This is a genomic window from Burkholderia sp. Nafp2/4-1b, assembly GCF_003635165.1.
Classification (GTDB): domain Bacteria; phylum Pseudomonadota; class Gammaproteobacteria; order Burkholderiales; family Burkholderiaceae; genus Burkholderia.
The window spans coordinates 197,520-223,604 of sequence record NZ_ML058600.1; the positions used below are offsets into that span (position 1 = coordinate 197,520).

A 26,085-nucleotide genomic window follows, 5' to 3' on the forward strand; every position below is an offset into this window, starting at 1 on the left:
GCGGGCGGCGGTCGGGTAGAAGCCTGCATTCTACCGGCCGGCCGGCGGGCCCGGCCGCCGGTGTGGCGGAAGGCCCGGCGGGCGGGCGCGGGCACCCGCCGGCGCCGGCCTCGCGCGCCATTCCGGCGCCATTCGGCCGTCGCTGGCCCGCGGCAGCCGCGGCCGGACCGGTTCGGCCGGGATCGGCGCGCGCCAATGGTAAAATGCGGGATTCTCCCCCTCGTTCGCCCCGGCCCCCAAGGCCCTGCCCGATCATGTCCGACACTCGTCCCGATACGCTTTTCGCCCTCACCGCGCTCTCGCCCATCGATGGCCGCTACGCCAGCAAGACCGAAGCGCTGCGCGACTGGCTCTCCGAAGCCGCCTTCATGCGCCACCGCGTCACCGTGGAGGTGCATTGGCTGATCGCGCTGTCGCGTGCCGGCTTCGCGGAAGTCCCGCGCTTCTCCGACGCGTCCGAACAATTCCTGCTGCAGCTCGCCGAGCGCTTCACCGCGCACGACGCCGCGCGCATCAAGGAAATCGAGCGCGTGACGAACCACGACGTGAAGGCCGTCGAATACTGGCTGAAGGAATCGGTGAAGGGCCAGGCCGAACTCGAGAAGGCCAGCGAATTCATCCACTTCGCGTGCACGTCCGAAGACATCAACAACACGTCGCACGGCATGATGCTCGCCGGCGCGCGCGAGCACGTGATCGTGCCGGCGCTGCGCACGGTCCACCAGCGCCTCGTCGCGCTGTCGCACGCGCTCGCCGAGCAGCCGATGCTGTCGCGCACGCACGGCCAGCCGGCCAGCCCGACGACGCTCGGCAAGGAACTCGCGAACGTCGCCGCGCGGCTCGCCCGCGCAATCGCGCGCATCGAGAAGGTCGAGATCCTCGGCAAGATGAACGGCGCGGTCGGCAACTTCAACGCGCACTTGTCCGCGTATCCGGAATTCGACTGGGAAGCGTTCTCGCGCGACGTGATCGAGAACCGCCTGAAGCTCACCTTCAACCCGTACACGATCCAGATCGAGCCGCACGACTACATGGCCGAGCTGTTCGACGCGGTCGCCCGCGCGAACACGATCCTGCTCGACCTCGACCGCGACGTGTGGGGCTACATCTCGGTCGGCTACTTCAAGCAGAAGACGAAGGCCGGCGAGATCGGCTCGTCGACGATGCCGCACAAGGTCAACCCGATCGACTTCGAGAACTCGGAAGGCAACCTCGGCCTCGCGAACGCAACGCTGCGCCACCTCGCCGACAAGCTGCCGGTGTCGCGCTGGCAGCGTGACCTGACCGACTCGACGGTGCTGCGCAACATGGGCGTCGCGCTCGGCTACTCGCTGCTCGCGTACGACTCGCTGATCCGCGGCCTCGACAAGCTCGAAGTGAACCCGCAGCGCCTGAACGACGATCTCGACAACTGCTGGGAAGTGCTCGCCGAGCCGGTGCAGACGGTGATGCGCCGCTACGGCATCGAGAACCCGTACGAGCAGCTGAAGGAGCTGACCCGCGGCAAGGGCATCACGCGCGAAGCGCTGCAGGAATTCGTCGGCACGCTGGCGATTCCGCAGGACGCGAAGGATCGCCTGCTCGCGATGACGCCTGCGTCGTACATCGGCAAGGCCGTCGAACTGGCGAAGCGGATCGCGTAAGCGCCGCCGTCGCCGGACGAAACGAAGCCCGATGCGAAGCAATTCGCATCGGGCTTTTTTTGTTCGCCGCGCACGGCGCCAGAAACGACAAAGGTGCCCCGCAGGGCACCTTTGCCTGACGATTGCCGCGAGCCGCGCTCAGTGCTGCTGCGCCAAGCCGAGCTTCACCATCACTTCATCGACGATCTGCTCGGGCGTCAGCTCGATGCTGACCTCGATCGCTTCGTCCGGGCCCGGCTCCTCGAGCGTGTCGAGCTGGCTCTTCAGCAGCGACGGATCGAAGAAATGGCCGGTGCGGCTCTTCAGGCGCTCGTGCAATACGTCGAACGAACCCTTCAGATACACGAACCGCACGTCGGTGTCGGTGCCGCGCAGCACGTCGCGGTACGAGCGCTTCAGCGACGAGCACGTGAACACGGCCGTCTCGCCGGCCCGCTGCTTTTCCTCGATGGCCGCGCGGATCGTGCGCAGCCAGGGCCAGCGGTCTTCATCGGTCAGCGGAATGCCGTGGTGCATCTTTTCCTTGTTCGCCGCGCTGTGAAACGCGTCGCCATCGGTATAGCTGCACGACAGGCGTTCCGCCAGCAGTTCGCCGATCAGCGACTTGCCGGCGCCCGACACGCCCATTGCGATCAGAATCATTGACTACCCCTTGTTACAAAACCAGGCTCAGCAGCAGCGTAAAGCTCAGACCGAGCACCGAGATGATGGTTTCAAGCAGCGACCAGGTCTTGAAAGTCTGACCGACCGTCATCCCGAAGTATTCCTTGATCAGCCAGAAGCCGCCGTCGTTCACGTGCGAGAAGATCAGCGAACCCGAGCCGGTCGCGAGCACCAGCAGCTCCGGACGAACCGCCGCACCCGACGCCGCCGCGATCGGCGCGACGATGCCGCAGGCCGTCGTCATCGCGACGGTTGCCGAACCCGTCGCAAGACGCATCAGCGCCGCGACGAACCAGCCGAGCAGCAGCGGCGACAGGTGCGCGTGCTTCGCGGTCTCGACGATCTGCTGCGAGATTCCGCTGTCGCGCAGGACGCCGCCGAAGCCGCCGCCCGCGCCGACGATCAGCGTGATGCCGGCGATCGGCGCCAGACACTCGCCGCAGAACTTCTGGATCTGGTCGCGATTGAAGCCCTGCAGCTTGCCGAACGTGAAGAAGCTCACGAGCACGGCGATCAGCAGCGCGACGTCCGAGTTGCCGGCAAAGCGCAGCAGGTTGTTCGGCAGCGACTTCGGTGCGAACACCAGGTCGGCCCAGCTGCCGACGAGCATCAGCACGACGGGCAGCAGGATCGTGAACAGCGTGATGCCGAAGCTCGGCAGTTCGCGCGTGCTGCCATCCGTGCGCGTATCGACGAACTGCGACGCGAGCGGGTTGTTTTCCGGCAGCTTCACGAACTTCGAGATCATCAGCGCGAACAGCGGGCCCGCGATGATCGCGGTCGGCACGCCGACGACCAGGCCGAACGCGATCGTCTTGCCGATATCGGCGCCGTATTGCTGGACGGCCAGCAGCGCGGCCGGATGCGGCGGGATCAGCCCGTGCACGACCGACAGGCCGGCCACCATCGGCAGGCCGACGACAAGCAGCGACTTGCCGGTGCGCTTCGCGACGTTGAACGCGATCGGGATCAGCAGCACGAAGCCGACTTCGAAGAACACCGGCAGGCCGACGATGATCGCGACGAACATCATCGCCCAGTGGATGTTCTTTTCACCGAACCAGTTGATCAGCGTGGTCGCGATCCGTTCGGCGCCGCCCGATTCGGCCATCATCTTGCCGAGCATCGTGCCGAGGCCGACGACGATCGCGATGTGGCCGAGCGTGCCGCCGGTGCCCGTTTCGAACGACTTGACGATCTTGTCCATCGGCATGCCGACGACGAGACCCAGGCCCAGCGAAACGATGATCAGCACCAGGAACGGGTAGATCTTGTAGCGCGCGATCATCAGGATCAGCGCGGCAATCGCGATCAGCGTGAATACGAGCAGCATGCTGCCTTGGACAGCCCCCATGTGGCACTCCTCCTTGGATTAGTTCGAAACCGGGCGAGTTGTTGCGAGTATGCCCGGCTATGCAGGTCTCCGAAACCACGGGGGGTACCCACCCCGTGAGGACGCTGAATTTTACTTATCTTTACGGTCCACGGATAGAACCGGTTCCATCAGCAAAAACCCTCGGTAAAACAAGCACTAAGCGCTTGATTTCCGAGGGCTAAACCGTCCTTTGACGCAAGGTTTAACGGGGCAGCTGGCTCGCGGCTTGCGCGAGGCGCGTGACTTCGGCCCAGTCCTGCGCGGCGAGCGCGGCCTTCGGCGTGAGCCACGAGCCGCCGACGCACACGACGTTCGGCAGCTTCAGGAAATTCGGCGCGGTGTCGACCGTGATCCCGCCCGTCGGGCAGAACTTCAGCCCCGGGAACGGGCCGTGGAACGCCTGCAGCATCGGCACGCCGCCCGCCTGCTGCGCGGGGAAGAACTTTACGATGTCGTAGCCGAATTCGAGCGCCTGGATGATGTCGCTCGGCGTCATCACGCCCGGCAGCAGCGGCAGGCCCGCGTCGAGCGAAGCGAGGTGCAGTTCCTTCGTCAGGCCCGGCGACACGCCGAACGTCGCGCCCGCGCGCTTCGCCTGCGCGCAGTGCTCGGGCTTCGTGATCGTGCCGACGCCGACGACGATGTCGTCCGCAAGCTGGCTCGCGCGCTGGATCGCCTCGAGGCCCGCCGGCGTGCGCAGCGTGATTTCGAGCACCTTGACGCCGCCCGCGTGCAACGCGCGCGACACGTTTTCGCCCTGCTCGACCGAGTCGAATGCGAGCACCGGAATCACCGGGCCCAGCTTCACGATTTCAGCAATCGTCTTCATTGATCACACTCCTTGAAATTCATGCAGCGACGCCGACGGCCGCTTCGCCGACCAGCGTCCCGAAAACCGATGCGCCCTGCTCGGCCGGCGCGGCCGCCGCGCGGAACACGCCGAACAGTTCGCGCCCGAAACCGACCTCGTTCTCGGCCTGATGCAGCGGCTGCGCGACCGGGCGCGCTTGCCATTCCGCTTCGTCGACCTCGATGTCGAGGACGCCGGCTTCCGCGTCGATCACGAGCGTGTCGCCCGTCTTCACCTTGCCGATCGGGCCGGCGAGCAGCGCTTCCGGCGACACGTGGATCACGGCCGGCACCTTGCCCGACGCGCCGGACATGCGGCCGTCGGTGACCAGCGCGACGTGGAAGCCCTGATCCTGCAGCACGCCGAGCAGCGGCGTCAAACGGTGGAGCTCAGGCATCCCGTTCGCACGCGCGCCCTGGAAGCGCACGACCGCGACGAAATCGCGCTTCAGCTCGCCGCGATCGAATGCCGCCTGCACGGCTTCCTGCGAATCGAACACGATCGCCGGCGCCTTTACCTTGCGGTGTTCCGGCGCGACCGCCGAGATCTTGATCACGCCGCGGCCGAGCCGGCCCTGCATCAGGCGCAGGCCGCCGTCGGGCTGGAACGGCTCGCGGATGCCGCGCAGCACCTTGGTGTCGTGGCTCTCGGCCGTGCCGTCGACCCACGTGAGCTTGCCGTCGATCAGCTTCGGCTCCTTCGTGTAGTGCGACAGGCCCTTGCCCGCGACCGTCGTCACGTCTTCGTGCAGCAGCCCGCCTTCGAGCAGGTTGCGCACCAGGAACGCGACGCCGCCCGCAGCATGGAAATGGTTCACGTCGGCCTTGCCGTTCGGATAGATCTTCGCGAGCAGCGGCACCACGGCCGACAGTTCGTCGAAATCGTTCCAGTCGATCAGGATGCCGGCCGCGCGCGCGATCGCGACGAGGTGCAGCGTGTGGTTGGTCGAGCCGCCCGTCGCGAGCAGCGCGACGATCCCGTTGACGATCGCCTTCTCGTCGATCACATGGCCGATCGGCGTGTACTGGCCGCGCTCGACGGTCAAGTCGAGCACGCGGCGCGCGGCTTGCGCGGTCAGCGCGTCGCGCAGCGGCGTATGCGGATGGACGAATGCCGAGCCCGGCAGGTGCAGGCCCATCAGCTCCATCAGCATCTGGTTGCTGTTCGCGGTGCCGTAGAACGTGCAGGTGCCGTGGCCGTGATACGCGGCCGATTCGGCTTCGAGCAGCGCGTCGCGGCCGACCTGGCCGGTCGCGAACTGCTGGCGGATCTTCGCCTTGTCGTCGTTCGACAGGCCGCTCGTCATCGGGCCGGCCGGCACGAAGATGGTCGGCAGATGGCCGAACTGCAGCGCGCCGATCAGGAGGCCCGGCACGATCTTGTCGCAGATGCCGAGGCACAGCGCCGCGTCGAACATGTTGTGCGTGAGCGCGATCGCCGTACCCATCGCGATCGCCTCGCGCGAGAACAGCGACAACTCCATCCCCGGGTTGCCCTGCGTGACGCCGTCGCACATCGCCGGCACGCCGCCCGCAAACTGAGCGACACCGCCGTTCTCGCGCGCGGCGGCCTTGATGATGTCGGGGAAATCCTTGTACGGTGCGTGCGCGGACAGCATCTCGTTGTACGAGGACACGATGCCGATGTTCGGCTCGCGGATCGCCTTGATCTGGAACTTGTCGCTGCCTTCCAGACCCGCAAAGCCGTGCGCGAGATTGGCGCACGACAGCGCGCCGCGCGCCGGGAACTTGCCTTGCGCGCCGTCGATGCGCTGCAGATAGGCGGAACGGGTCGATAGGCTGCGGGCGATCACGCGTTCGGTGACTTTCGCCAGAGTGGGGTGCAGCGACGTCATGCTGGGCGCTCCTGTATGCCGGACGACACCGGCGGTTGGAATCGTGGGGACGATCGAGTGCGTCGAACGAACGAAGCCAGTCTAGTAGAAAAACTACAAGCATGCAATGCGGATCAATGTGCCCGCAACCCTCGTTCCCGCCACCAGCAAGGCTTTACCTAGTGAAAACCCTAATCCACACCACTACCACCCTCATGAATTACCGGCGATGGTGCTAGCATTTTCTTGTAGATTTTCTACAATTCGATTGCGATACACTCGCTCATCCGAACCCGATTTCCATCCGCCGTCCCATGCTGCCTCGCATTGAAGCGATCCGCGCCGACCTGCGCCCGTCCGAGCGCAAGCTCGCCGACTACATCCTCGCCGCGCCGCGCGAGGTGCTCGACCTCGCGATGACCGAGCTGTCCACCCGCGCGGGCGTCAGCCAGCCGACCATCGCACGCTTTTGCCAGGCGCTCGGCTGCAGCGGCTTTCGTGAATTCAAGATCCGGCTCGCGCAGAGCGTCGCGCCGGGCGTGTCGTCGGTGTATCGCGACGTCGAGCCCGACGAGCCCGCGCCCGGCATCATCGGCAAGGTGTTCGACCGCACGATCGGCGCGCTGATCGAGGTGCGCAACAGCCTGTCGGCCGGCAGCGTCGCCGACGCGATCGCGCTGCTGTCGAACGCGTCGCGCATCGAGTTCTACGGCGCCGGCGGCTCGGGCATCGCCGCGCAGGACATCCAGCACAAGTTCTTCCGGCTCGGCGTGCCGAGCGTCGCGTATTCGGATCCGCACACGTTCTCGATGTCGTCGGCGCTGCTCGGGCCGCATGATGTCGTCGTCGCGATCTCGAACACCGGCCGCACGCGCGACATCGTCGACGCGGCGCGCTCGGCGCTCGCGTGCGGCGCGAAGGTCGTCGCGATCACGCAGAGCCATTCGCCGCTCGCGAAGCTCGCGACGGTGAGCCTCGCGTCGAACGTCGCCGAGGAAACCGACGTGTTCTCGCCGATGACGTCGCGGATGTCGCATCTCGCGATCGGCGACATCCTCGCGGTCGGCGTCGCGCTGTCGCGCGGGCCGGCGCTGATGGAGCGCGTCGGCCGCGCTAAGGAAGCGATCACGCGCCGCCGGATCGACGACGGCACGAAGGATTGACCGGGCACGGCGTGCCGCCGGCGCATGACCCACGCGCGATCCGGCGGATCAGCGGCTACCTGGCATGCACGTAAACGAACAACGGCGCCCCGAGGGGCGCCGTTGCGCATGGGTCGCCGGCAGCAGTGCCGTGCCGCCGATTCAGAACGGCTTGATCACGACCAGCGCGACCGCGGCAAGCATGCCGAGCACCGGCAGCTCGTTGAACACGCGATACCACTTGTCGGAGCGGCGGTTCTCGCCGCGCTCGAACACCTTCAGCAAGTGCCCGCAATACGCGTGATAGACGATCAGCAGCAGCACCACCGTCACCTTCGCGTGAATCCACCCCTGCCCCTGGCCGATGCCGATCACGAGCCACAGCCACAGCCCGCATGCGAGCGCCGGCACGGCGATCAGCGTCATGAAGCGGAACAGCTTGCGCGCCATCAGCAGCAGCCGGCGCACCGCGGCCGGATCGGTCTCCATGGCCAGGTTCACGTAGATGCGCGGCAGGTAGAACAGCCCCGCGAACCACGCGGCGATCAGAACGATGTGGAACGTCTTGACCCAGAGCATTGCCATCGATTGTGCGCCTCGCGTTACTGACGGCCTTCGCCGTGTCCGAGCACCACGTACTTCAGCGACGTCAGCCCTTCCAGGCCGACGGGGCCGCGCGCGTGCAGCTTGTCGTTCGAGATGCCGATTTCCGCGCCGAGACCGAATTCGAAGCCGTCCGCGAAGCGCGTCGACGCGTTGACCATCACGCTCGCCGAATCGACTTCGCGCAGGAAGCGCATCGCGCGGTCGTGATCCTCGGTGACGATCGCATCGGTGTGATGCGAGCCGTAATGGTTGATGTGCTCGATCGCGGCGTCGAGGCCATCGACGACCTTGATCGCGAGCACCGGCGCGAGATACTCGGTGTGCCAGTCTTCCTCGGTCGCGTCGACGAGCGGGCCGACGCCGGCTTCGGCGAGCACCGCGCGCGCGGCTTCGTCGACGCGCAGCTCGACCTGCTTGTCGCGATACAGCTTGCCGAGCGACGGCAGCAGCGCGGCCGCGATGCCGCTCGACACGAGCAGCGTCTCCATCGTGTTGCAGGTGCCGTAGCGGTGCGTCTTCGCGTTGTCGCACACGGTCAGCGCCTTCGCGACATCGGCACGATCGTCGACGTACACGTGGCAGATGCCGTCGAGATGCTTGATCATCGGCACGCGCGCCTCGTTGATCAGGCGCTCGATCAGGCTCTTGCCGCCGCGCGGCACGATCACGTCGACGTATTCGGTCATCGTGATCAGCTTGCCGACCGCCGCGCGATCGGCGGTCGCGACGACCTGCACCGCATCCTGCGGCAGGCCGGCCGCCTCGAGCCCTTCACCGATCAGCTTCGCGAGCGCCGCATTCGATTCGAGCGCCTCGGAGCCGCCGCGCAGGATCGTCGCGTTGCCCGACTTCAGGCACAGCGCGGCCGCGTCGATCGTCACGTTCGGACGCGACTCGTAGATGATGCCGATCACGCCGAGCGGCACGCGCATCTGGCCAACCTGGATCCCGCTCGGGCGGTACTTGAGGTTGCCGATCTCGCCGATCGGATCGGCGAGCGACGCGACCTGGCGCAGCCCTTCGACCATCGTGTCGAGCGCCTTGTCGGACAGCGTCAGGCGGTCGATGAACGCCGCATCGAGCCCCTTTTCACGGGCACGGGCGACGTCGCGCGCATTCGCATCCTTCAGCGCCTGCGCGTCGCGCTCGATCGCGCGGGCCACGGCGTCGAGCGCCGCGTTCTTCGCGGCCGTGCTGGCGCGCGCCATCGCGCGGGAAGCGTGCCGGGCACGGCGGCCCAGGTCCGTCATGTACTGGTCGATATCCATCGTGTGACTCGAGAAGCGAGCCGCTAGGCGCGGCGTGAATTCGTGGGGAAGCGGGACGCGCGGCGCCGGCAAGGCCGCGCCGCGTCAGCGAAATATTGTAAGCGGGTTGCGATGCGTGCGCTGAACGCCCGGACGGGGCTTAACGCCGCACGCGACCCGCGGTCGGCGGTCGCTCGCCGCGCGCGCCTGCGACCGTCATCGCGAGCTGGAACAGGCCGTCCCACGGATCGGGCGGCGGCTCGTCCTGCGTGCGGCGGCCCGGCGTGACGGCCGACAGCCCCTTCACCTGCCGGTCGAGCTTCGCGGCAAACGCGAGCGCCTTCTCGAGCATGGGTTCCGATACGCGGTTCAGCGCGGGGCCGATCAGCCGTTCACGCGGCCCCCATACGCGGTTCTCGCGCAGCAGCGTGGCGAGCGGCTTGCCGGCGTTCGCGCCGCGCTTGATCCGCAGCAGCGTGCGCAGTTCCTCGACGACGGCCCACATCACGAGCACGATCGCCTCGCCCTCGCCCTTCAGCCCGTCGATCATCCGCGCGAGCCGCGCGGCGTCGCCCGCGAGCATCGCCTCGTTCAGCTTGAACACGTCGTAGCGCGCGACGTTCAGCACCGCGTCGTGCACCTGCTCGAACGTCAGCACGCCCTGCGGATAGAGCAGCCCGAGCTTCTGGATTTCCTGGTGCGCGGCGAGCAGGTTGCCCTCGACGCGCTCCGCGATGAACTGCAGCGCGCGCCGGCCGTCGTCGCCGGGCGCGACGCGCTGGCCCTGCATCGACAGGCGTTGGCCGATCCAGTTCGGCAGCTGCGCGCGGTCGACCGGATCGATCTTCAGCGCGACGCCGCCGTTCTGCAGCGCGGTGAACCACGCGGATTTCTGCGTTGCCGCGTCGAGGCGCGGCAACGTGACGAGCATCAGCGCGTCGGGATTGGGCGTGGCCGCGAGCGTCTTCAGCGCGTCGGCGCCTTCCTTGCCGGGCTTGCCGGACGGAATGCGCAGCTCGATCAGCTGGCGCTCGCCGAACAGCGACATCGCCTGCGTCGCGCCGAGCAGTACGCTCCAGTCGAAGCCGCGCTCGACCGTATGCACCGAGCGCTCGGTGAAGCCCGCCGCGCGCGCGGCCGCACGAATGCGGTCGCACGCTTCCTGCGCGAGCAGCGGCTCGTCGCCATAGACGGTGTAGAGCCCGGCCATCCCCTTCGCGAGGTGCGGCTCCAGCGCATCAAGTCGCAATTGCATCGCTGAATGCGCCCGCGATCAGAGCGGCGGCGGCGGCAGCGGCGCGCCCGGCGACACGCCCGGCACCACGTCCTCCGGCGCCGGCGTCAGCGAATGGACGATCGCGAGACGCCGCATCAGCTGGTCGACCGCGTCGTTCTGCATGTCGCCATACAGGATGTCGGCTTCCTGCGCCTTCGCGTTGGTGTACTGGTCGCTGTACGTCATCGCGCGGTTCAGCGCGATCGCGCTCGGCGGGATCAGCACGGTGCCGTCCTTGCTCGTCAGCGTGTAGTTCAACGTGTAGAACAGCGCATATTCCTGCGCGGAGCCGTACTTGTTGAGCGTCAGCGTGTTCTGCCCGCGCGACTCCCACATGCGCAGCACGGCGTCGGCGTCGTCCGCCGACTTGACGATCTTCGTGTCGCTGCCGGCCTCGACGAGGCGCGTGAGCCGCGCCTCGACGACCGCCGGCGCACCCGCGATCAGCAGTTGCTTGAACGCGTAGTTCTGCTGGCCGCGCAGCTGGAAACCGCATGCCGACAGCGCGAGCGCGCTGCCGGCGGCGAGCATCAAAAACGATCTGCGGATCACCTTCGCTCCTTCTGTGTGCGCCCGACGGCCCGCGGCCGTCAGACGACGATGTTCACGAGGCGGCCGGGCACGACGACGATCTTCTTCGCCGGCTTGCCGTCGCTGAACTTCGCGAACGCTTCGTCGGCCACCGCCGCGGCTTCGATCGCCTCGCGGCTCGCGTCCTTCGCGACCTTCAGCGCGCCGCGCACCTTGCCGTTCACCTGCAGCACGAGTTCGATCTCGGCCTGCTCGAGCGCGGCCTCGTCGACCTTCGGCCACGGTGCATCGAGCAGCGGGCCGAATTCGTCCGCGTAGCCGAGCGCCTTCCACAGCTCGAACGTGACGTGCGGCACGACAGGGTACAGCACGCGCAGCAGCACGCCGTACGTCTCGCGCAGCACGGCCGGCGTCGCGCCCTTCGCGCCGTCGATCGCGTTCAGCATCTTCATCGCGGCCGACACGACCGTGTTGTACTGCAGACGCTGGTAGTCGAAATCGGCCTGCTTCAGCACGCTGTAGATCTCGCGGCGCAACGCCTTGTCGGCATCGCCGAGCGTCGCCGCGTCGAAACCGGCGCGGGCGGCGAGCGCCTCGCGATTGCCGGCGCCGAAGCTCCATACGCGGCGCAGGAAGCGGCTCGCGCCTTCGACGCCCGCGCCCGACCACTCGAGCTGCTGCTCGGGCGGCGCGGCGAACATCGTGAACAGGCGTGCGGTGTCGGCACCGTACTGGTCGATCAGCAGTTGCGGATCGACGCCGTTGTTCTTCGACTTCGACATCTTCTCGATGCCGCCGAGCACGACCGGCTGGCCGTCCGCGTTCAGCGTCGCGCCGACCGGGCGGCCCTTGTCGTCGTGCGTGACCGTCACGTCGAGCGGGTTGTACCAGGTCTTCTTGCCCGCTGCGTCTTCGCGGTAGTACGTCTCGTTCAGCACCATCCCCTGCGTGAGCAGGTTCTTCGCCGGCTCGCCGAACTTCACGAGGCCGAGGTCGCGCATCACCTTGGTCCAGAAGCGCGAATACAGCAGGTGCAGGATCGCATGCTCGATGCCGCCGATGTATTGATCCATCGGCATCCAGTAATCGGTGCGCGCGTCGACCATGGTCTCGGCGTCCGGCGCCGTGTAGCGCGAGAAGTACCACGACGAATCGACGAAGGTGTCCATCGTGTCGGTTTCGCGCTTCGCGGCTGCGCCGCACTTCGGGCACGTGCAGTTCAGGAACGCTTCGGACTTCGCGAGCGGGTTGCCCGAGCCGTCCGGCACGAGGTCTTCCGGCAGCACGACCGGCAGGTCCTGCTCCGGCACCGGCACGTCGCCGCACGACGGGCAGTGGATGATCGGGATCGGCGTGCCCCAGTAGCGCTGGCGCGACACGCCCCAGTCGCGCAGGCGCCACGTGATCTGCTTGTCGCCGAAGCCGCCGGCCTTCAGGTCGGCCGCGACCGCGTCGACCGCTTCCGCATAGCGCAGGCCGTCGTACTTGCCGCTGTTCACGCAGACCGCGGTCTCCTTGTCGCCGTACCACTCCTGCCATGCGTCGAGCGAGTAGGTCTGGCCTTCGCTGCCGATCACCTGCTTGATCGGCAGGTCGTATTTCTTCGCGAACGCGAAATCGCGTTCGTCGTGGCCCGGCACGCCCATCACCGCGCCTTCGCCATAGCTCATCAGCACGTAGTTGCCGATCCACACCTCGACCGGCTCGCCGGTCAACGGGTGCGTGACGGAGAAGCCCGTCGGGACGCCCTTCTTCTCCATCGTCGCGACGTCGGCCTCGGCGACGCCGCCGCGCTTGCATTCGTCGATGAACGCCTGCAGTTCCGGCTTGCCCTGCGCGAGACGCGTGGCGAGCGGGTGCTCGGCCGCGATCGCGCAGAACGTGACGCCCATGATCGTGTCGGCACGCGTCGTAAACACGCGCAGCAGCGCCTTCTCGCCGTCGAGTTCGTACGGGAAGCCGAAGTTCACGCCGAAGCTCTTGCCGATCCAGTTCTGCTGCATGATCTTCACGCGCTCGGGCCAGCCGAGGCCGTCGAGATCGTTCAGCAGCTCATCCGCGTACTGCGTGATCCGCAGGTAGTACATCGGGATCTCGCGCTTCTCGACGAGCGCGCCCGAACGCCAGCCGCGGCCGTCGATCACCTGCTCGTTCGCGAGCACGGTCTGGTCGACCGGGTCCCAGTTCACGGTGCCCGTCTTCTTGTACGCGATGCCCTTCTCGAGCATCTTCAGGAACAGCCACTGGTTCCACTTGTAGTAGTCGGGCTTGCACGTCGCGATTTCGCGCGACCAGTCGATCGCGAGGCCCATCGACTGCATCTGGCCCTTCATGTAGTCGATGTTGTCGTAGGTCCACTTCGCGGGCGGCACGCCGTTCGCCATCGCGGCGTTCTCGGCCGGCATCCCGAACGCGTCCCAACCCATCGGCATCAGCGTGTTGTAGCCGTTCATCCGCAGATAACGGTACATCACGTCGTTGATCGTGTAGTTGCGCACGTGACCCATGTGCAGCTTGCCGGACGGGTACGGCAGCATCGACACGCAGTAGAACTTCGGCTTCTGCGAATCTTCCTTCGTCTTGTAGGCATCGGCTGCGCGCCAGTCGCCCTGGGCGGCGGCTTCGACGTCGGCGGGTACGTATCTCTCGTGCATGGTGTGGTTCGGACTAGGCTTTAAGCGGCGCGCCACGGGGCGGGCACGCGGAAGTGGACGAAAATCGGGCAGCCCGGCGGCGGGAGCAGGCGCACGGTTCTCGGGCCTGCCTGATGGTTTCCGGATATTCGCCGGGTAACCCGGAGGGTCTCCAGGTTACCCGGCGAAACCCTGCCGACCGGGCGAAACGACGATTATACCGTTCGTGGCGGGCGGTACGGCCGGTCTTGCGGGCCGGTGCGCATTCTTGCCGGCAGTCGACCGGGGGAGCGGCGTGAATGACGCGGGCGGGAGGCGGGTCGGGTGGTCGGTGAGTCGGTGAGTCAGTGAGTCAGCGAGTCAGCCGGTCGGCCGATCAGCTGGGTTAGCGAGCCCGCGAGTCAGCCGGTCAGCGAGTCGCGCCCGAGGCGGCCGGCGCGGCGGCGCCCGCCGGCGGCACATCGGTGACGAAGCCGATCCGCGTGAGCCCGGCAGCCTGCGCGGCACCCATCACCTGCGCAATCACGTCGTAGCGGGTCGCGCGCGACGCGCGCAGCCGCAGCTCGGGCGGCGCGGCGCCCGCCGCGGCGGCCTTGAAGCGCGCGGGCAGCGCGTCGAGTGCAACGGGCGTGTCGTCCCAGTACAGCTTGCCGGCATCGTCGATCGACAGCGTGACCGACTGCGGCGTATCGCGCGCGACGCTCGCCGCGACTTTCGGCAGGTCGAGCCGGATCGCATGCGTCATCAGCGGCGCGGTGATGATGAAGATGACGAGCAGCACGAGCATCACGTCGATCAGCGGCGTCATGTTGATCTCCGCCATCGGCGCGGACGTCTTGTGGTGCTCCAGTCCGCCGAATGCCATGATCGTTCCTCCCCCGGTGGCGCGTCAGGCGCCCTGCGCGCACACGAACACGTGCAGGTCGCGCGCGAAGCCGTCGAGCTCCTCGGCGAGCTGCCGGACGAGCCGCCCGAGGATGTTGTACGCGAGCACCGCCGGAATCGCGACGACGAGCCCGAACGCGGTCATGATCAGCGCCTCGCCGACCGGCCCCGCGACGTTCTCGATCTGCGCCTGCCCGCTCGCGGCAATGCTGCCGAGCGCGTGGTAGATGCCCCATACGGTGCCGAGCAGGCCGACGAACGGCGCGGTGCTGCCGATCGACGCGAGCAGCACCTGACCGAACTCGAGGCGCCGCTGCGAGCGCAGCATCGCGTGGCGCAGCGCCCGCAGCACGCGTTCGCTGCGCTCGACGCGCGCGCCCAGCGCGGCCGGATCGTGTGCGTCGGCCGCATCGCGCGCGGCTTCGGCGAGCGGCACGAATACACGTTCGCGATCGGCGCCGGCGAGCGCGTCGATGCCCGCGTCGAGCGACGCGGCGCGCCAGAACGCGGCGAGCGCGCGCGGCCCCTGCCGCTTCGCGCGGACCAGGAGCCAGGCCTTCATCAGGAGGAAGCACCAGCTGGCGACGGACATCGCCAGCAGCACATAGGCGACGGCATGCGTGATCGCATCGCCGCTTTCGAGGTAGTGGACAACGCCGGTGGGAATGGCCATCGGAGTTTCCCCGTGAGGGTCAGCGCAGGCCGAGCACGTCCTGCATGTCGAACAGGCCGGCGCCATGCGCCGACAGGAAGCGGACCGCACGCAGCGCGCCCTGCGCATACGACACGCGGCTCGACGACTTGTGCGTGATCTCGATCCGTTCGCCGATCCCGGCGAACAGCACCGTGTGGTCGCCGACGATGTCGCCGCCGCGCACGGCCGCGAAGCCGATCGACGACGGATCGCGTTCGCCCGTCACGCCCTGGCGGCCGTACACCGCGCAGTCGTCCAGCGAGCGCCCGAGCGCGCCGGCCACGGCCTCGCCCATCATCAGCGCGGTGCCCGACGGCGCGTCGACCTTGTGACGGTGGTGCGCCTCGATGATCTCGATGTCGTAGCCGTGCGAAAAATGCTTCGCCGCGAATTCGAGCAGCTTCAGCGTGACGTTCACGCCGACGCTCATGTTCGCCGCGAACACGATGCCGATCTTGCCGGCCGCGGCCTGCAGCTCGGCCTTCTGCTCGGCGGTGAAGCCCGTCGTGCCGATCACGAGCTTCACGTCGTGGCGCAGCGCGGCCGCGACGTGCGCGATCGTGCCTTCCGGCCGCGTGAAGTCGATCAGGTAGTCGGCCTGCGCGAACACGGCGTCGAGATCGTCGGTCAGCTTGATCCCGGTTTCCTTGCCGAGGAACGCGCCCGCGTCCTGGCCGAGGAACGGCGAATCGGCGCGGTCGAGTGCGCCGACGAGCTGCGCGTCGGAATCGTTGAGAACGGCTTCGATCAGCATCCGGCCCATACGGCCCGATGCACCGGCAATCGCAATCTTCATGGCTTTCTACACGACAGGTCTAAAGGCGGGCGGCGCATGCCGCCCTGTTTCCGCACGCCGGCCGCTTACTGCGACTGGGCCGGCGCGGTGAGCGGCTGGTTCTGCAGGTTGTCGGAGCCTTGCGGGCCGACGGGCGGCGCCGCTTCGTTCGTCGCGTTCGGCTGCGGCGGGCGATGGAACTGGAACTGCGGCTGGATCGCCGGCGCGGCGCCCGGCGGCTGGCCGCCCGGCACCGGCGCGCCGGCCGAAGCCTTCGCGGACGGCGTGAAGCGGCGGGACGCCGAGCCCTGCCCGGACACCTGGTTGGTCGCGCGGTTCGCCGCGCGCGCCGCCTGGGCGTTCGCATCCTGGTCGAGCACCGCGGCGGACGCCGGCTCGGCGGACGGGCTCGCGGCAGCGGTCGCCTGCGCCGCGCTCGCGGCCGCAGCGGCTGCGGCGGCTTCCGACGCCTTCTTGGCCGCGGCCGCGGCCTTCGCCTTCTTGCCGCCGCGGTCGCCATCGATATCGGCCAGCAGGTCGAGCTCGGACGGCAGGTTGTCGGCGCCCGTCCAGCTGGCGAGGCGATCGCCCGCGAACGTCAGCACGAGGTCGCGCTGCTGGACGACGGACGTCGAGCCGCGCTTGAAGTAAAAGAGGTAATCCCAGCGGTCGGCATGGAACATGTCCGCCAGCAGCGGCGTACCGAGCAACGCGCGGACTTGCTCGCGCGTCATCCCGGCCTGCAGCTGCGCGGCCTTCTCCTGCGACACGAAGTTGCCCTGCACTACGGTGATCCGATAGGGCGTGATGCTCTGCGCAATGCGCTGCGTCACGCTGTCGTACGACGAACAACCAGCCAGCGCGGCAACGGCGGCGGCAGCGATGATGGCACTCCGCATGCGACTCCTCTGAAAGTGCATAAGAGATTCGGGGAACATTTCCTTCACCGAGCTGGCCCGCGTCGCGGGCCGCGCGTGTTTCTGGAACGGCGAAAAGCCGGTAACATTGAAGCCCTGCATTGTACTCTAGGGATGCCTAGCCATGACCAATCCGACGGATCTCAAGAATATCGGGCTAAAGGCCACCCTACCGCGCCTCAAGATTCTCGAGATCTTCCAGCAAAGCCCGGTGCGTCACCTGACGGCCGAAGACGTCTACCGCAACCTGCTCAACGAGCAGCTCGACATCGGGCTCGCCACCGTTTACCGCGTGCTGACGCAGTTCGAGCAAGCTGGCCTGCTCTCACGCAGCAACTTCGAATCCGGCAAGGCCGTGTTCGAACTGAACGAAGGTTCGCACCACGATCACCTCGTCTGCCTCGATTGCGGCCGCGTCGAAGAGTTCTTCGATGCCGAGATCGAATCCCGCCAGCAAGCGATCGCGAAGGAACGCGGCTTCCGGCTCCAGGAACACTCACTCGCGATGTACGGTTCCTGCACGACCGAGAACTGCCCGCACCGCAAGCACTGATCCGCATTCGGCGCGCATGCGCGACGGCCCGGCCGGCACCTCGCCGCCCGGGCCGTGTCGTTTTCGGGCCGGAATGAAAAACGGCCCGCACGTCGCGCGCGGGCCGGTTCGGGAACGTTTTCGATCGAGCATGCGGCGGCGGCGAGCCGTGCCGCATCGTCGCTACGTGGCGCTCGATCCGCTCGATCCGCTCGATCCGCGCGATGCGTCGTGCGCGAAGCCTGACGCCCGATGCCGCCTTCGCCGCGGATCAGGCCGCGCCGGCGCACGCCGGCTCGAACTCGAGCGCCCACGCGTCGTCGAGCGGAATCTCGTCGCAGTTCGGCTGCGGGCCGCCGCGATCGACGATCACGAAGTCGCTGACCGCGTCGAGCGCGAGCAGCGGGTGGTGCCAGACGCCCTTCGCGTAGTTCACGCCCTGCCAGCCCTCGGCCAGGAACGCACGCATCGCGTCGGGCCTGAACTCGCCGGCCGGCGCGACGACGATCGCGTAGCGCGACACGGCCGCGAGCGGAATGAACGCCTGGCTGCCGTGCGGATGACGCTCCATCAGCGTGATCGCGACCGGCAGCGCGCGCGGCTGCGCGCGGAACACGCTGACGAGCGGCCGGCCGCCGTCCGCGCACACGTCGATCGTCGCGAGATCGTGGAAGCGCTCGGTCGTGCCGCCGTTGATCGGGAAATGCCGCGCGCCTTCGAGCGCGATCACGTCGCCGAACGGCGTGAACGCTTCGCGGGTCAGGCGCTCGACGCGCAGGATGTGGGGTCCGCTCATGCCGATGCCCTCCTTCAAGCCGGCTCGCCCCACAGACGCAGGCGCGACACGCCGCCGTCCGGGAAGATGTTGAAGCGCACATGCGTGACGGGGCCAAGCGCCGCGAGCTGGTCGAACGTGTGCACGTGGTCCATCTGCAGCTTCTGCTCGCCGAGCAGTTCGGCCCAGAACATCGCCTGCGTGACGAGCGAATCGTCGGTGCCGCCCGTCACGTGCGCGGCCTGCAGCGAGCAACGATCGGGGAAGTTGCCCTTGAAGAACGCCGTGTCGACCTCGACGCGCCGGATGATGCCCGGCCGCGCCAGCGCGACGATCGCCCAGTCGTTGCCGGGCTCGCGGCGGCGGCGCGTTTCCCAGCCGTCGCCCATGTTCGCGCCGCGCCCCGGCATCAGCATCTGCGAGGCCGGACCGAAGTGCTGGTTGTTCGCGGCCACCAGGTAGCCGCCGTTCTCGATCGCCGCGAGATCGACGAGCTCGCCCGCCGGCACGTGGCGCCAGTCTCGCTGCGGCTGGCCGTACACGCGCAACCGCGCGAGCCCGCCGTCCGGATACAGGTTCACGCGCAGGTGCGTGACCGGCTGCGCATCGTCGACGCTCACGTAGTGATGCGAATTGCCCTGCAGCGTCGTCGCCGGGACGATCGTGCGCCATGCGGCGTCGTCCGGCGGCGTGTCGCCATCCGCCGCGCAGGCCTCGATCGACGCGGCCGGCGGGAAGTTGCCGGTGAAGTGGCTCGTGTCGAGATCGACGCCATAAATCACGCCCGGCCGCGCGAGCCGGACCACGCAGAAGTCGTGGCCGGTCGTGCGCTTGCGGCGCGTTTCCCAGCCGTCCATCCACTTGCCGTGATCGTCGTACTTGCCGGGAATGAAGACCGCCGGCTCCGGATTCAGCATCCGCTCCTTCGGCGCGAAGAATTCGTCGCTGGCGAAGAGCGCCTGCGCGCCCAGGCGCGGGTCGGCGAGGTTCATGTAGCGCCGCGTGAAAGCCGGCGCATTCGGATCGAGGATGGGGGCTGCCATGTCGTCTCCATTATCTTGGTAAGGACCGGCGCATCGTCGCGCCTGCCGCAGGACATTCGTTCGCGCGCAGCGGCCGGGAAAAGCGCCACGCGCGGAGGGTGTGCTCAGAGCGCGTGGGCCTGGTCGCCCGCGACCGGTGCTGCGCTGCCCGGCGCGTCGGCCACGTAGCGCAGCTCGCGGTTCAGCACGCGCTTCGCGCGGGCCCGGTCGATGTCGTTCTCCCACACCGCGACCACCACCGTCGCGACGCAGTTGCCGATCAGGTTGGTCAGCGCGCGGGCGATGCCGACGAACCAGTCGACCGGCAGGATCAGCACGAGGCCGAGCACCGGGATCGCGGGGATCGCCGACAGCGTCGCCGCGAGGATCACGATCGCCGAGCCGGGAATCCCGTGCGCACCCTTCGACGTGACGAGCGACACGAGCAGCACGACGATCAGGTCATGCGTGGACAGCGGCGTGTTGGTGGCCTGCGCGATGAACAGCACGGCGAGCGTCAGGTAGATCGAGAAGCCGTCGAGGTTGAACGAATAGCCGGTCGGGATCACGAGGCCGACCGTCGAATCCTTGATGCCCATGTATTCGAGCTTGCTCATCACCTGCGGCAGCACCGCGTCCGACGATGCCGTGCCGAGCACGATCGACAGTTCCTCGCGCAGGTAGCGGATCAGCTTGAACACCGAGAAGCCCGCCAGCCGCATCACCGCGCCGAGCACCACCGTGACGAACACGATGCAGCTCAGGTAGAACACCGCGACCAGATAGCCGAGCTGCTTGAGCGACGAAACGCCGTACTTGCCGGTCGTGAACGCGATCGCGCCGAGCACGCCGAGCGGCGCGAGCTTGATGATGAAGCCGATGATCTTGAAGAACACGTGCGACAGCTCCTCGATCAGGCTGTTCACGCGCTGCGCCTTGTCGCCGAGCAGCGACAGCGCGGAGCCGAACAGCACCGCGAACACGAGGATCTGCAGGATGTCGCCCTTCGCGAACGCGTCGATCGCGGTCTCGGGGATGATCTTCATCAGGTAGCCGGCCGTGTCCTTCAGGCTTTCGGCGTTCTTCGCGTACGTCGACAGCGACGCCGCGTCGAGCGAGTGCAGGTCGATGTTCATTCCGACGCCCGGGCGCGTGAGCCATGCGAGCACGAGCCCGATGCCGAGCGCAAGCGTCGTCATCACCTCGAAGTAGATGACCGCCTTCAGGCCGACCCGGCCGACCTTCTTCAGGTCGCCCGCATTGGCCATCCCGCTGACCACGACGCAGAACACGATCGGGCCGATGACCATCTTGATGAGCTTCAGGAAACCATCGCCGAGCGGTCGCAGCGACTCGGCGAAATGCGGGAAGAACGCGCCCAGCGCGACCCCGAGGATTAATGCGACGACTACCCGGCCAAACAGCGAATTGAGGAATTTCGACACGGCGCTCTCCCGATCCAACGGTTGCAGTTTCGTCTGTTCATACTGGTAAGACCAGTGATGTTATGGTGGATAGTAGGAAGCCGATATAGTCGCGTCAAGGACGAACAAAATAGGGATTTCCCGCCCTCCCGCGCCGTGCGGCACTGCACCAGAGCGCGTTTGATCGTGGCTTTCCCGTAGGTCGGTCGTGGACCGCGCGCGTGCGGATTACAATGCCGGTCAGACCGGCCATCGTTCACATCATGAAAAACGTTCCGCACACCGTGACCGACGCCGCCATCGCGACGATCCGTGACCGGATCGAGGCAGGCGTGTATCCCGTCGGCAGCCTGCTGCCGGCCCAGCGCCAGCTCTCCGAGGAGCTGGAGATCAGCCGCGCGTCGCTGCGCGAGGCGCTGTCCACGCTCGAGGCGCTCGGAATGCTGCGCATCCGCGCCGGCAAGGGCGTGTATGTCGAAAGCGCGCAGGCGACGGCCGCGCATCCGTGGCAGTTCGCCGAGCAGTCGTCGCCGCCCGATACGTACCAGATGCGCTATGCGCTCGAAGGATTCGCCGCGCGGATGGCCGCGCACGTGGTCACCGACCACGACATCGCATGGTTCGAGGAGAACCTCGCCGACCTGCACGTCGCGCTGACCGACAGCGCGCTCGACGAAGCGTCGCGGCTCGACTTCGACTTCCACATGCGGATCATCCATCTCGCCGGCAACGCCGCGATCGAGTCGGTGCTGCGCAGCAGCGCGGACATCATGAAGGAAAGCCAGCGCATGCCGTTCTACCGGCGCGAGCTGCTGCTGTCGACGTGGCACGAGCACCGCGCGATCGTCGACGCGCTGATCGCGCGCGATGCCGCCGCCGCAGGCATCGCGATCGAGACGCACATCGCTAACGCCGCGCAGCGCGCGGGCATCTTCTTCCCGACGCCGGGCACCTGACGCAGCCCGGCCCGTGGTCGAGGCCGGCGCGTCAACCGCTCTCCGGCCCTGTCGTTTTCATCGCCCCGAAGGATCGCGATACGCGAGAGCGCGCTGTCCTGTGCGCTGATCGCGCTGTGGGTCCCGTCGCAGCACGTCGGCATGCGGCAGGTCACGCCGGCCATTGAAAAAGGCACGCCGTGAACTGAACCACGGGCGTGCCTTTTTTGCCTCGGCGGCGTCGCGCAATCGGCGACGCCCGATCACGCGCGTTCGTCCGCGAAATCGATCAGCACCTTCATCGCGCGCTGCCGGTCGCCGGCCAGTTCGAACGCATGGTTCGCGTCGCGCATCGGGAATACGCGCGTCACGGCCGGCCGCAGGTCGACGCGCCCCGCGTTGATCAGCTGCACCGCGAGCGCGAATTCCGCATGGAAGCGGAACGAGCCGCAGATCGACAGCTCCTTCGCGACCACGACGTTCTGCGGCAGGCTCACGTCGCCGCCCAGGCCGAGCTGCACGACGACGCCGCGCGGCCGCATCACGTCGAGCCCGTCGCGCAACGCGCGCGCATTGCCCGAACACTCGATCACCACGTCGAACGTGCCCTTGTCGGCGCCGTAGCGCGCGACCCACCCGGTGTCGGCCGCCGCGTTGATCGTGTGATCCGCGCCGAGCGCACGAGCGACCTCGAGCGGCGCATCGACGACGTCGGTCGCGACGATCTCCGCCGCGCCATGCACGCGCGCGGCCGCAACCGCCAGCACGCCGATCGGCCCGCAGCCCGACACGAGCACGCGCCGACCGATCAGCGGGCCCGCGCGCGACACCGCATGCAGGCCGACCGCGAACGGCTCGGCGAGCGCCGCGAGCGACAGCGGCACGTGATCGGCCACCTTCACGCACTGCGTGGCATCGCACACGAGCGCGTTGCGAAACGCGCCCTGCACGTGCGGCATGCGCATCGCGCTGCCGTAGAAGCGCATGTCGAGACACTGGTTCGGCAGCCCTTCGAGGCAGTAGCGGCACGCGCCGCACGGGCGGCTCGGATTCACCGCGACGCGATCGCCGACCTGCACCGACGTCACGTCCGGCGCGACCGCCGCCACCGTGCCGGCCACTTCATGGCCGAGCACCATCGGCTGCTGCAGCCGGATCGCGCCGAAGCCGCCGTGCCGGAAGTAATGGAGATCGGAGCCGCCGATGCCGCCCATCGCGACATCGACACGCACCTGGCCCGGGCCGATCTCGCCCGCGTCCTGCTCTTCGAGCCGCAGATCGTTGGGCCCGTGGATCACGACACACATGCAACGCATACGCATGACGTTTCTCCTTGCCTAGACGGCGCTCGTCAGGCCGCCGTCGACGAACAGCGTCTGGCCGTTGACGAAATCGGACGCGGCCGACGCGAGGAAGATCGCCGCGCCGCACAGCTCGTCGACCTGCCCCCAGCGACCGGCCGGCGTGCGCTTGCACAGCCAGTCGGAGAACGCCGCGTCGTCGACCAGCGCGCGATTCAGTTCGGTCTCGAAATAGCCGGGCGCGAGGCCGTTCGCCTGGATGCCGTGGCGCGCCCAGTCCGCGCACATCCCTTTCGTCAGCATCCGCACCGCGCCCTTCGTCGCCGCATACGGCGCGATGGTCGGCCGCGCGAGCTCGCTCTGCACCGAGCAGATGTTGATGATCTTGCCGCGGCCGCGCGCGATCATGTGGCGCGCCACCGCCTGCGCGACGTTGAACACCCCGTCGAGATTCACGCGCATCAGCGCGTGCCAGTCGTCCGGGTCGAACGCATCGAGCGGCGCGCGGCGCTGGATGCCCGCGTTGTTCACGAGGATGTCGATCGCGCCGACGCGCGCCTCGAACGCGTCGATCGCCGTGCGCACCTGCGCGTGCTCGGCGACGTCGAACACCGCATGGTCGGCCGCGAACCCTTCGTCGCGGAAATGGCGCGCGAGCGTCGCGGCCTTCTCTTCATTCCGATCGTTGATCACGATCGCCGCGCCGGCTTCCGCCAGCCCGCGGGCGAGCGTCAGCCCGATCCCGCGTCCGGAACCGGTGATCAGTGCGCGGCGGCCGTCCAGGCGGAACCGGTCAAGCGCGTTGCTCATGCATGTCTCCTCGTGCCGTCGAGTCATCGAGCCGGCCGCCGGTCGCGGCCGATCTCGCACTGACGCCATCTTCGGCGCTCGGCTGCGGTCGCGCCAATGGTCTTTTTTGATCCGGTTATCATCAAATCCGATCACCGTTCGCTAACGCCCGCCCCCTCATGGAACTCAAGCAATTGCGCGCCTTCGTCACGCTCGCGGAAGAGCTGCATTTCGGGCGCGCCGCGCAGCGCCTGTTCATCGTGCAATCGGCGCTGAGCATGCAGATCAAGGCGCTCGAGGACGATCTCGGCGCGCGGCTGTTCGAGCGCGACCGCCACAAGGTCGAACTCAGCGATACGGGGCGCGTGTTCCTGCCCGAGGCGCGCGCGACGCTGCAGCAGGCCGCGCGCGCGGAGCAGTTGGCGCGGCTGTCGAGCCGCGGCGAGATCGGCACGCTGCGCATCGCGTTCGTGTCGTCGGTGCTGCCGGCGCTGCTGCCGGCCGTGCTGCGCACGATGCGCGAGCGCTATCCGCTGATCACGGTCGAACTGAAGGATTTGCCGACGCCCGACCAGATCGCCGCGCTGCGCGAGCGGCGCATCGATTTCGGGATGATCCGGCTGCCGGCCGCCTATGCGGGCATCGACACGCGCGTGGTGCTGGAGGAGGGTTTCGTCGTCGCGCTGCCGCGTGACCATCCGCTCGCCGCATGCGACACGATTTCGCCGGCCGCGTTGCGCGGCCACCCCGCGTTCGTGCTCGCGCGCCGCTACGCGCCCGGCTTTCACGACGACATGCTGCTCGCGCTGAGCCGCGCGGGCACGACGCTCGAGATCGCACAGGAATTCGGTGAATTCACGACGATGCTCGCGCTCGTCGCGGCCGGGATGGGAATCGGGCTGATCCCGGCGGAAGCCGCGAGCGCGCTGCCGCCGAACGTGCTCGCGCGACCGCTCGACCTGGCCGGCCATCGCACCGGCATCGGCCTCGCGTGGACCGACCTCGACAGCCCGCTGAAGCGCGCGTTCGTCGACGCGCTCGAACACGTGACGGCAAGCGCCGGAAAATAAAAAGCCCGGCCGGAAAACTCCAGGCCGGGCTCGTTCGCCACACCGGCCGCCTCGCGGCAGCCGTGCGACGTGCGGGATTACTTCGCGTTCGCGAATGCGACTGCCGTATCCAGCATGCGGTTCGAGAAACCCCACTCGTTGTCGTACCAGCTCGACACCTTGACGAGGCGGCCCGACACCTTGGTCAGCGTTGCGTCGAACGTCGACGAAGCCGGGTTGTGGTTGAAGTCGATCGACACCAGCGGTGCGTCGTTGTAGCCGAGGATGCCCTTCAGCGCGCCTTCCGATGCTTCCTTCATGATCGCGTTGACTTCCTCGACCGTCGTGTCGCGCTTCGCGATGAACGACAGGTCGACGACCGACACGTTGATCGTCGGGACGCGGATCGCGTAGCCGTCGAGCTTGCCGTTCAGTTCCGGCAGCACGAGGCCGACGGCCGATGCAGCGCCCGTCTTGGTCGGGATCTGGCTGTGGGTCGCCGAACGCGCGCGACGCAGGTCTTCGTGATAGACGTCCGTCAGCACCTGGTCGTTCGTGTACGCGTGGATCGTCGTCATCAGGCCGGTTTCGAGGCCGATCTTGTCGTTCAGCGGCTTGACGAGCGGCGCGAGGCAGTTCGTCGTGCACGATGCGTTCGAGATGACGGTGTGCTCGGCCTTCAGCACGTTGTGGTTCACGCCGTAGACGATCGTCGCGTCGACATCCTTGCCGCCCGGTGCCGAGATGATCACCTTCTTCGCGCCGCCCTTCAGGTGCGCGCTCGCCTTTTCCTTCGTCGTGAAGAAGCCCGTGCATTCCATCACGACGTCGACGCCGAGCTCGCCCCACGGCAGTTCTGCCGGGTTGCGGTTCGCCAGCACGCGGATCTTGTCGCCGTTCACGACGAGGTAGTCGCCGTCGACCGACACTTCCCCCGGGAACTTGCCGTGCGCGGTGTCGTACTGGGTCAGGTGCGCGTTGGTCTTCGCATCGCCCAGATCGTTGATCGCGACGATCTCGAGATCGTGCTTCTTGCCGTTTTCATAAAACGCGCGCAGCGTGTTGCGGCCGATACGGCCGTAGCCGTTGATTGCGACGCGAATCGTCATGGTCTATCTCCTGATGGCTGAAAAAATTCGTTTCGTGCAGCTTCACGGTGCGACGCGCGCGAGGGGCGGCGCGCGTCG

The 26,085-nt window shown here is 67.6% G+C and carries 24 protein-coding genes; 5 read left to right on the forward strand and 19 right to left on the reverse strand.

Translation table 11 applies throughout. The annotated features are described in order from the left end of the window. Positions 1 to 254: 254 nt before the first annotated feature. Complete coding sequence (gene purB, locus C7H84_RS08830) at positions 255 to 1,643, forward strand: adenylosuccinate lyase (protein WP_121858457.1); 1,389 nt, start codon at positions 255 to 257, stop codon at positions 1,641 to 1,643. 138 nt (positions 1,644 to 1,781) lie between these two features. Here the strand turns inward: purB and C7H84_RS08835 are convergent, their stop codons facing one another. From C7H84_RS08835 to edd, 4 genes are all read right to left on the reverse strand, one after another. Beyond that, the gene (locus tag C7H84_RS08835; RefSeq protein ID WP_121858458.1) at positions 1,782 to 2,285 is read right to left on the reverse strand and encodes a gluconokinase; all 504 of its coding nucleotides are present in this window, start codon (positions 2,283 to 2,285) and stop codon (positions 1,782 to 1,784) included. Between the two features lie 13 nt (positions 2,286 to 2,298). Continuing rightward, positions 2,299 to 3,660 (reverse strand): GntP family permease, encoded by a 1,362-nt coding sequence (locus C7H84_RS08840; RefSeq protein WP_121858459.1) that lies wholly within the window; start codon positions 3,658 to 3,660, stop codon positions 2,299 to 2,301. A 223-nt stretch (positions 3,661 to 3,883) separates the two neighbouring features. After that, complete coding sequence (eda, locus tag C7H84_RS08850) at positions 3,884 to 4,510, reverse strand: bifunctional 4-hydroxy-2-oxoglutarate aldolase/2-dehydro-3-deoxy-phosphogluconate aldolase (protein WP_121858460.1); 627 nt, start codon at positions 4,508 to 4,510, stop codon at positions 3,884 to 3,886. Between the two features lie 19 nt (positions 4,511 to 4,529). Then, positions 4,530 to 6,386: a phosphogluconate dehydratase gene (gene edd / locus C7H84_RS08855; protein WP_121858461.1), complete on the reverse strand. Its 1,857-nt coding sequence runs from the start codon at positions 6,384 to 6,386 to the stop codon at positions 4,530 to 4,532. 293 nt (positions 6,387 to 6,679) lie between these two features. Between edd and C7H84_RS08860 the strand changes: the two genes are divergently transcribed. Further along, positions 6,680 to 7,528, forward strand: coding sequence for a MurR/RpiR family transcriptional regulator (locus tag C7H84_RS08860; protein WP_059236154.1), 849 nt, complete (start codon positions 6,680 to 6,682; stop codon positions 7,526 to 7,528). Positions 7,529 to 7,669: 141 nt separating this feature from the next. On the opposite strand, the gene C7H84_RS08865 is transcribed toward C7H84_RS08860, so the two are convergent. From C7H84_RS08865 to C7H84_RS08905, 9 genes are all read right to left on the reverse strand, one after another. After that, on the reverse strand, positions 7,670 to 8,092 hold the full coding sequence (locus tag C7H84_RS08865) for a CopD family protein (RefSeq protein ID WP_121858462.1): 423 nt from the start codon (positions 8,090 to 8,092) through the stop codon (positions 7,670 to 7,672). A 17-nt stretch (positions 8,093 to 8,109) separates the two neighbouring features. After that, complete coding sequence (locus tag C7H84_RS08870; RefSeq protein ID WP_121858463.1) at positions 8,110 to 9,381, reverse strand: glutamate-5-semialdehyde dehydrogenase; 1,272 nt, start codon at positions 9,379 to 9,381, stop codon at positions 8,110 to 8,112. 139 nt (positions 9,382 to 9,520) lie between these two features. After that, positions 9,521 to 10,615 carry a DNA polymerase III subunit delta gene (gene holA / locus C7H84_RS08875; protein ID WP_121858464.1) on the reverse strand — a complete coding sequence of 365 codons (1,095 nt, stop codon included), beginning with the start codon at positions 10,613 to 10,615 and terminating at the stop codon, positions 9,521 to 9,523. A gap of 18 nt (positions 10,616 to 10,633) precedes the next feature. Then, positions 10,634 to 11,188, reverse strand: coding sequence for an LPS assembly lipoprotein LptE (gene lptE, locus C7H84_RS08880; RefSeq protein WP_121858465.1), 555 nt, complete (start codon positions 11,186 to 11,188; stop codon positions 10,634 to 10,636). A gap of 38 nt (positions 11,189 to 11,226) precedes the next feature. After that, entirely contained in the window at positions 11,227 to 13,821 is a 2,595-nt protein-coding gene (leuS, locus tag C7H84_RS08885) for a leucine--tRNA ligase (RefSeq protein WP_121858466.1), read from the reverse strand. A gap of 388 nt (positions 13,822 to 14,209) precedes the next feature. Next, positions 14,210 to 14,665, reverse strand: coding sequence for a biopolymer transporter ExbD (locus C7H84_RS08890; protein ID WP_121858467.1), 456 nt, complete (start codon positions 14,663 to 14,665; stop codon positions 14,210 to 14,212). 24 nt (positions 14,666 to 14,689) lie between these two features. Then, positions 14,690 to 15,358: a MotA/TolQ/ExbB proton channel family protein gene (locus tag C7H84_RS08895; protein WP_121858468.1), complete on the reverse strand. Its 669-nt coding sequence runs from the start codon at positions 15,356 to 15,358 to the stop codon at positions 14,690 to 14,692. A 19-nt stretch (positions 15,359 to 15,377) separates the two neighbouring features. Next, on the reverse strand, positions 15,378 to 16,175 hold the full coding sequence (gene dapB, locus C7H84_RS08900) for a 4-hydroxy-tetrahydrodipicolinate reductase (RefSeq protein ID WP_121858469.1): 798 nt from the start codon (positions 16,173 to 16,175) through the stop codon (positions 15,378 to 15,380). Positions 16,176 to 16,240: 65 nt separating this feature from the next. Continuing rightward, positions 16,241 to 17,053: an outer membrane protein assembly factor BamE gene (locus C7H84_RS08905; RefSeq protein WP_121858470.1), complete on the reverse strand. Its 813-nt coding sequence runs from the start codon at positions 17,051 to 17,053 to the stop codon at positions 16,241 to 16,243. Positions 17,054 to 17,195: 142 nt separating this feature from the next. Here C7H84_RS08905 and fur point away from each other — a divergent pair, with 142 nt between their 5' ends. Then, positions 17,196 to 17,624 (forward strand): ferric iron uptake transcriptional regulator, encoded by a 429-nt coding sequence (fur, locus tag C7H84_RS08910; protein ID WP_006400349.1) that lies wholly within the window; start codon positions 17,196 to 17,198, stop codon positions 17,622 to 17,624. A gap of 250 nt (positions 17,625 to 17,874) precedes the next feature. Here the strand turns inward: fur and C7H84_RS08915 are convergent, their stop codons facing one another. The 3 genes from C7H84_RS08915 to C7H84_RS08925 all read right to left on the reverse strand — a co-directional run bounded on the left by C7H84_RS08915 (position 17,875) and on the right by C7H84_RS08925 (position 20,845). Further along, a complete protein-coding gene (locus C7H84_RS08915) occupies positions 17,875 to 18,399 on the reverse strand; it encodes an ureidoglycolate lyase (RefSeq protein WP_121858471.1) in 525 nt (174 codons plus the stop codon). 14 nt (positions 18,400 to 18,413) lie between these two features. Next, complete coding sequence (gene alc / locus C7H84_RS08920; RefSeq protein WP_121858472.1) at positions 18,414 to 19,421, reverse strand: allantoicase; 1,008 nt, start codon at positions 19,419 to 19,421, stop codon at positions 18,414 to 18,416. A gap of 104 nt (positions 19,422 to 19,525) precedes the next feature. Then, positions 19,526 to 20,845: a C4-dicarboxylate transporter DctA gene (locus C7H84_RS08925; RefSeq protein WP_121858564.1), complete on the reverse strand. Its 1,320-nt coding sequence runs from the start codon at positions 20,843 to 20,845 to the stop codon at positions 19,526 to 19,528. 212 nt (positions 20,846 to 21,057) lie between these two features. On the opposite strand from C7H84_RS08925, the gene C7H84_RS08930 reads away from it, so the two are divergent. Continuing rightward, on the forward strand, positions 21,058 to 21,780 hold the full coding sequence (locus C7H84_RS08930; protein WP_205611408.1) for an FCD domain-containing protein: 723 nt from the start codon (positions 21,058 to 21,060) through the stop codon (positions 21,778 to 21,780). Positions 21,781 to 22,022: 242 nt separating this feature from the next. On the opposite strand, the gene C7H84_RS08935 is transcribed toward C7H84_RS08930, so the two are convergent. Further along, positions 22,023 to 23,081, reverse strand: coding sequence for an L-idonate 5-dehydrogenase (locus C7H84_RS08935; RefSeq protein WP_121858474.1), 1,059 nt, complete (start codon positions 23,079 to 23,081; stop codon positions 22,023 to 22,025). Positions 23,082 to 23,096: 15 nt separating this feature from the next. Next, a complete protein-coding gene (locus C7H84_RS08940) occupies positions 23,097 to 23,870 on the reverse strand; it encodes an SDR family NAD(P)-dependent oxidoreductase (protein WP_121858475.1) in 774 nt (257 codons plus the stop codon). Between the two features lie 158 nt (positions 23,871 to 24,028). Here C7H84_RS08940 and C7H84_RS08945 point away from each other — a divergent pair, with 158 nt between their 5' ends. Next, a complete protein-coding gene (locus C7H84_RS08945) occupies positions 24,029 to 24,919 on the forward strand; it encodes a LysR substrate-binding domain-containing protein (RefSeq protein WP_121858476.1) in 891 nt (296 codons plus the stop codon). A 77-nt stretch (positions 24,920 to 24,996) separates the two neighbouring features. On the opposite strand, the gene gap is transcribed toward C7H84_RS08945, so the two are convergent. Next, positions 24,997 to 26,007, reverse strand: coding sequence for a type I glyceraldehyde-3-phosphate dehydrogenase (gap, locus tag C7H84_RS08950; protein ID WP_014898111.1), 1,011 nt, complete (start codon positions 26,005 to 26,007; stop codon positions 24,997 to 24,999). Positions 26,008 to 26,085: the final 78 nt, after the last annotated feature.

Excerpts from the sequence above, each read along its gene's own strand:
- dapB (WP_121858469.1), bottom strand. The coding sequence starts at position 16,175 with ATGAAGATTGCGATTGCCGGTGCATCGGGCCGTATGGGCCGGATGCTG.
- C7H84_RS08860 (WP_059236154.1), top strand. The coding sequence starts at position 6,680 with ATGCTGCCTCGCATTGAAGCGATCCGCGCCGACCTGCGCCCGTCCGAG.
- gap (WP_014898111.1), bottom strand. The coding sequence starts at position 26,007 with ATGACGATTCGCGTCGCAATCAACGGCTACGGCCGTATCGGCCGCAAC.
- holA (WP_121858464.1), bottom strand. The coding sequence starts at position 10,615 with ATGCAATTGCGACTTGATGCGCTGGAGCCGCACCTCGCGAAGGGGATG.
- C7H84_RS08890 (WP_121858467.1), bottom strand. The coding sequence starts at position 14,665 with ATGGCATTCGGCGGACTGGAGCACCACAAGACGTCCGCGCCGATGGCG.
- C7H84_RS08945 (WP_121858476.1), top strand. The coding sequence starts at position 24,029 with ATGGAACTCAAGCAATTGCGCGCCTTCGTCACGCTCGCGGAAGAGCTG.
- purB (WP_121858457.1), top strand. The coding sequence starts at position 255 with ATGTCCGACACTCGTCCCGATACGCTTTTCGCCCTCACCGCGCTCTCG.
- C7H84_RS08835 (WP_121858458.1), bottom strand. The coding sequence starts at position 2,285 with ATGATTCTGATCGCAATGGGCGTGTCGGGCGCCGGCAAGTCGCTGATC.
- C7H84_RS08840 (WP_121858459.1), bottom strand. The coding sequence starts at position 3,660 with ATGGGGGCTGTCCAAGGCAGCATGCTGCTCGTATTCACGCTGATCGCG.
- C7H84_RS08870 (WP_121858463.1), bottom strand. The coding sequence starts at position 9,381 with ATGGATATCGACCAGTACATGACGGACCTGGGCCGCCGTGCCCGGCAC.
- eda (WP_121858460.1), bottom strand. The coding sequence starts at position 4,510 with ATGAAGACGATTGCTGAAATCGTGAAGCTGGGCCCGGTGATTCCGGTG.
- C7H84_RS08865 (WP_121858462.1), bottom strand. The coding sequence starts at position 8,092 with ATGGCAATGCTCTGGGTCAAGACGTTCCACATCGTTCTGATCGCCGCG.
- alc (WP_121858472.1), bottom strand. The coding sequence starts at position 19,421 with ATGGCAGCCCCCATCCTCGATCCGAATGCGCCGGCTTTCACGCGGCGC.
- C7H84_RS08935 (WP_121858474.1), bottom strand. The coding sequence starts at position 23,081 with ATGCGTATGCGTTGCATGTGTGTCGTGATCCACGGGCCCAACGATCTG.
- fur (WP_006400349.1), top strand. The coding sequence starts at position 17,196 with ATGACCAATCCGACGGATCTCAAGAATATCGGGCTAAAGGCCACCCTA.
- C7H84_RS08915 (WP_121858471.1), bottom strand. The coding sequence starts at position 18,399 with ATGAGCGGACCCCACATCCTGCGCGTCGAGCGCCTGACCCGCGAAGCG.
- C7H84_RS08905 (WP_121858470.1), bottom strand. The coding sequence starts at position 17,053 with ATGCGGAGTGCCATCATCGCTGCCGCCGCCGTTGCCGCGCTGGCTGGT.
- edd (WP_121858461.1), bottom strand. The coding sequence starts at position 6,386 with ATGACGTCGCTGCACCCCACTCTGGCGAAAGTCACCGAACGCGTGATC.
- C7H84_RS08940 (WP_121858475.1), bottom strand. The coding sequence starts at position 23,870 with ATGAGCAACGCGCTTGACCGGTTCCGCCTGGACGGCCGCCGCGCACTG.
- leuS (WP_121858466.1), bottom strand. The coding sequence starts at position 13,821 with ATGCACGAGAGATACGTACCCGCCGACGTCGAAGCCGCCGCCCAGGGC.
- C7H84_RS08930 (WP_205611408.1), top strand. The coding sequence starts at position 21,058 with ATGCCGGTCAGACCGGCCATCGTTCACATCATGAAAAACGTTCCGCAC.
- C7H84_RS08895 (WP_121858468.1), bottom strand. The coding sequence starts at position 15,358 with ATGGCCATTCCCACCGGCGTTGTCCACTACCTCGAAAGCGGCGATGCG.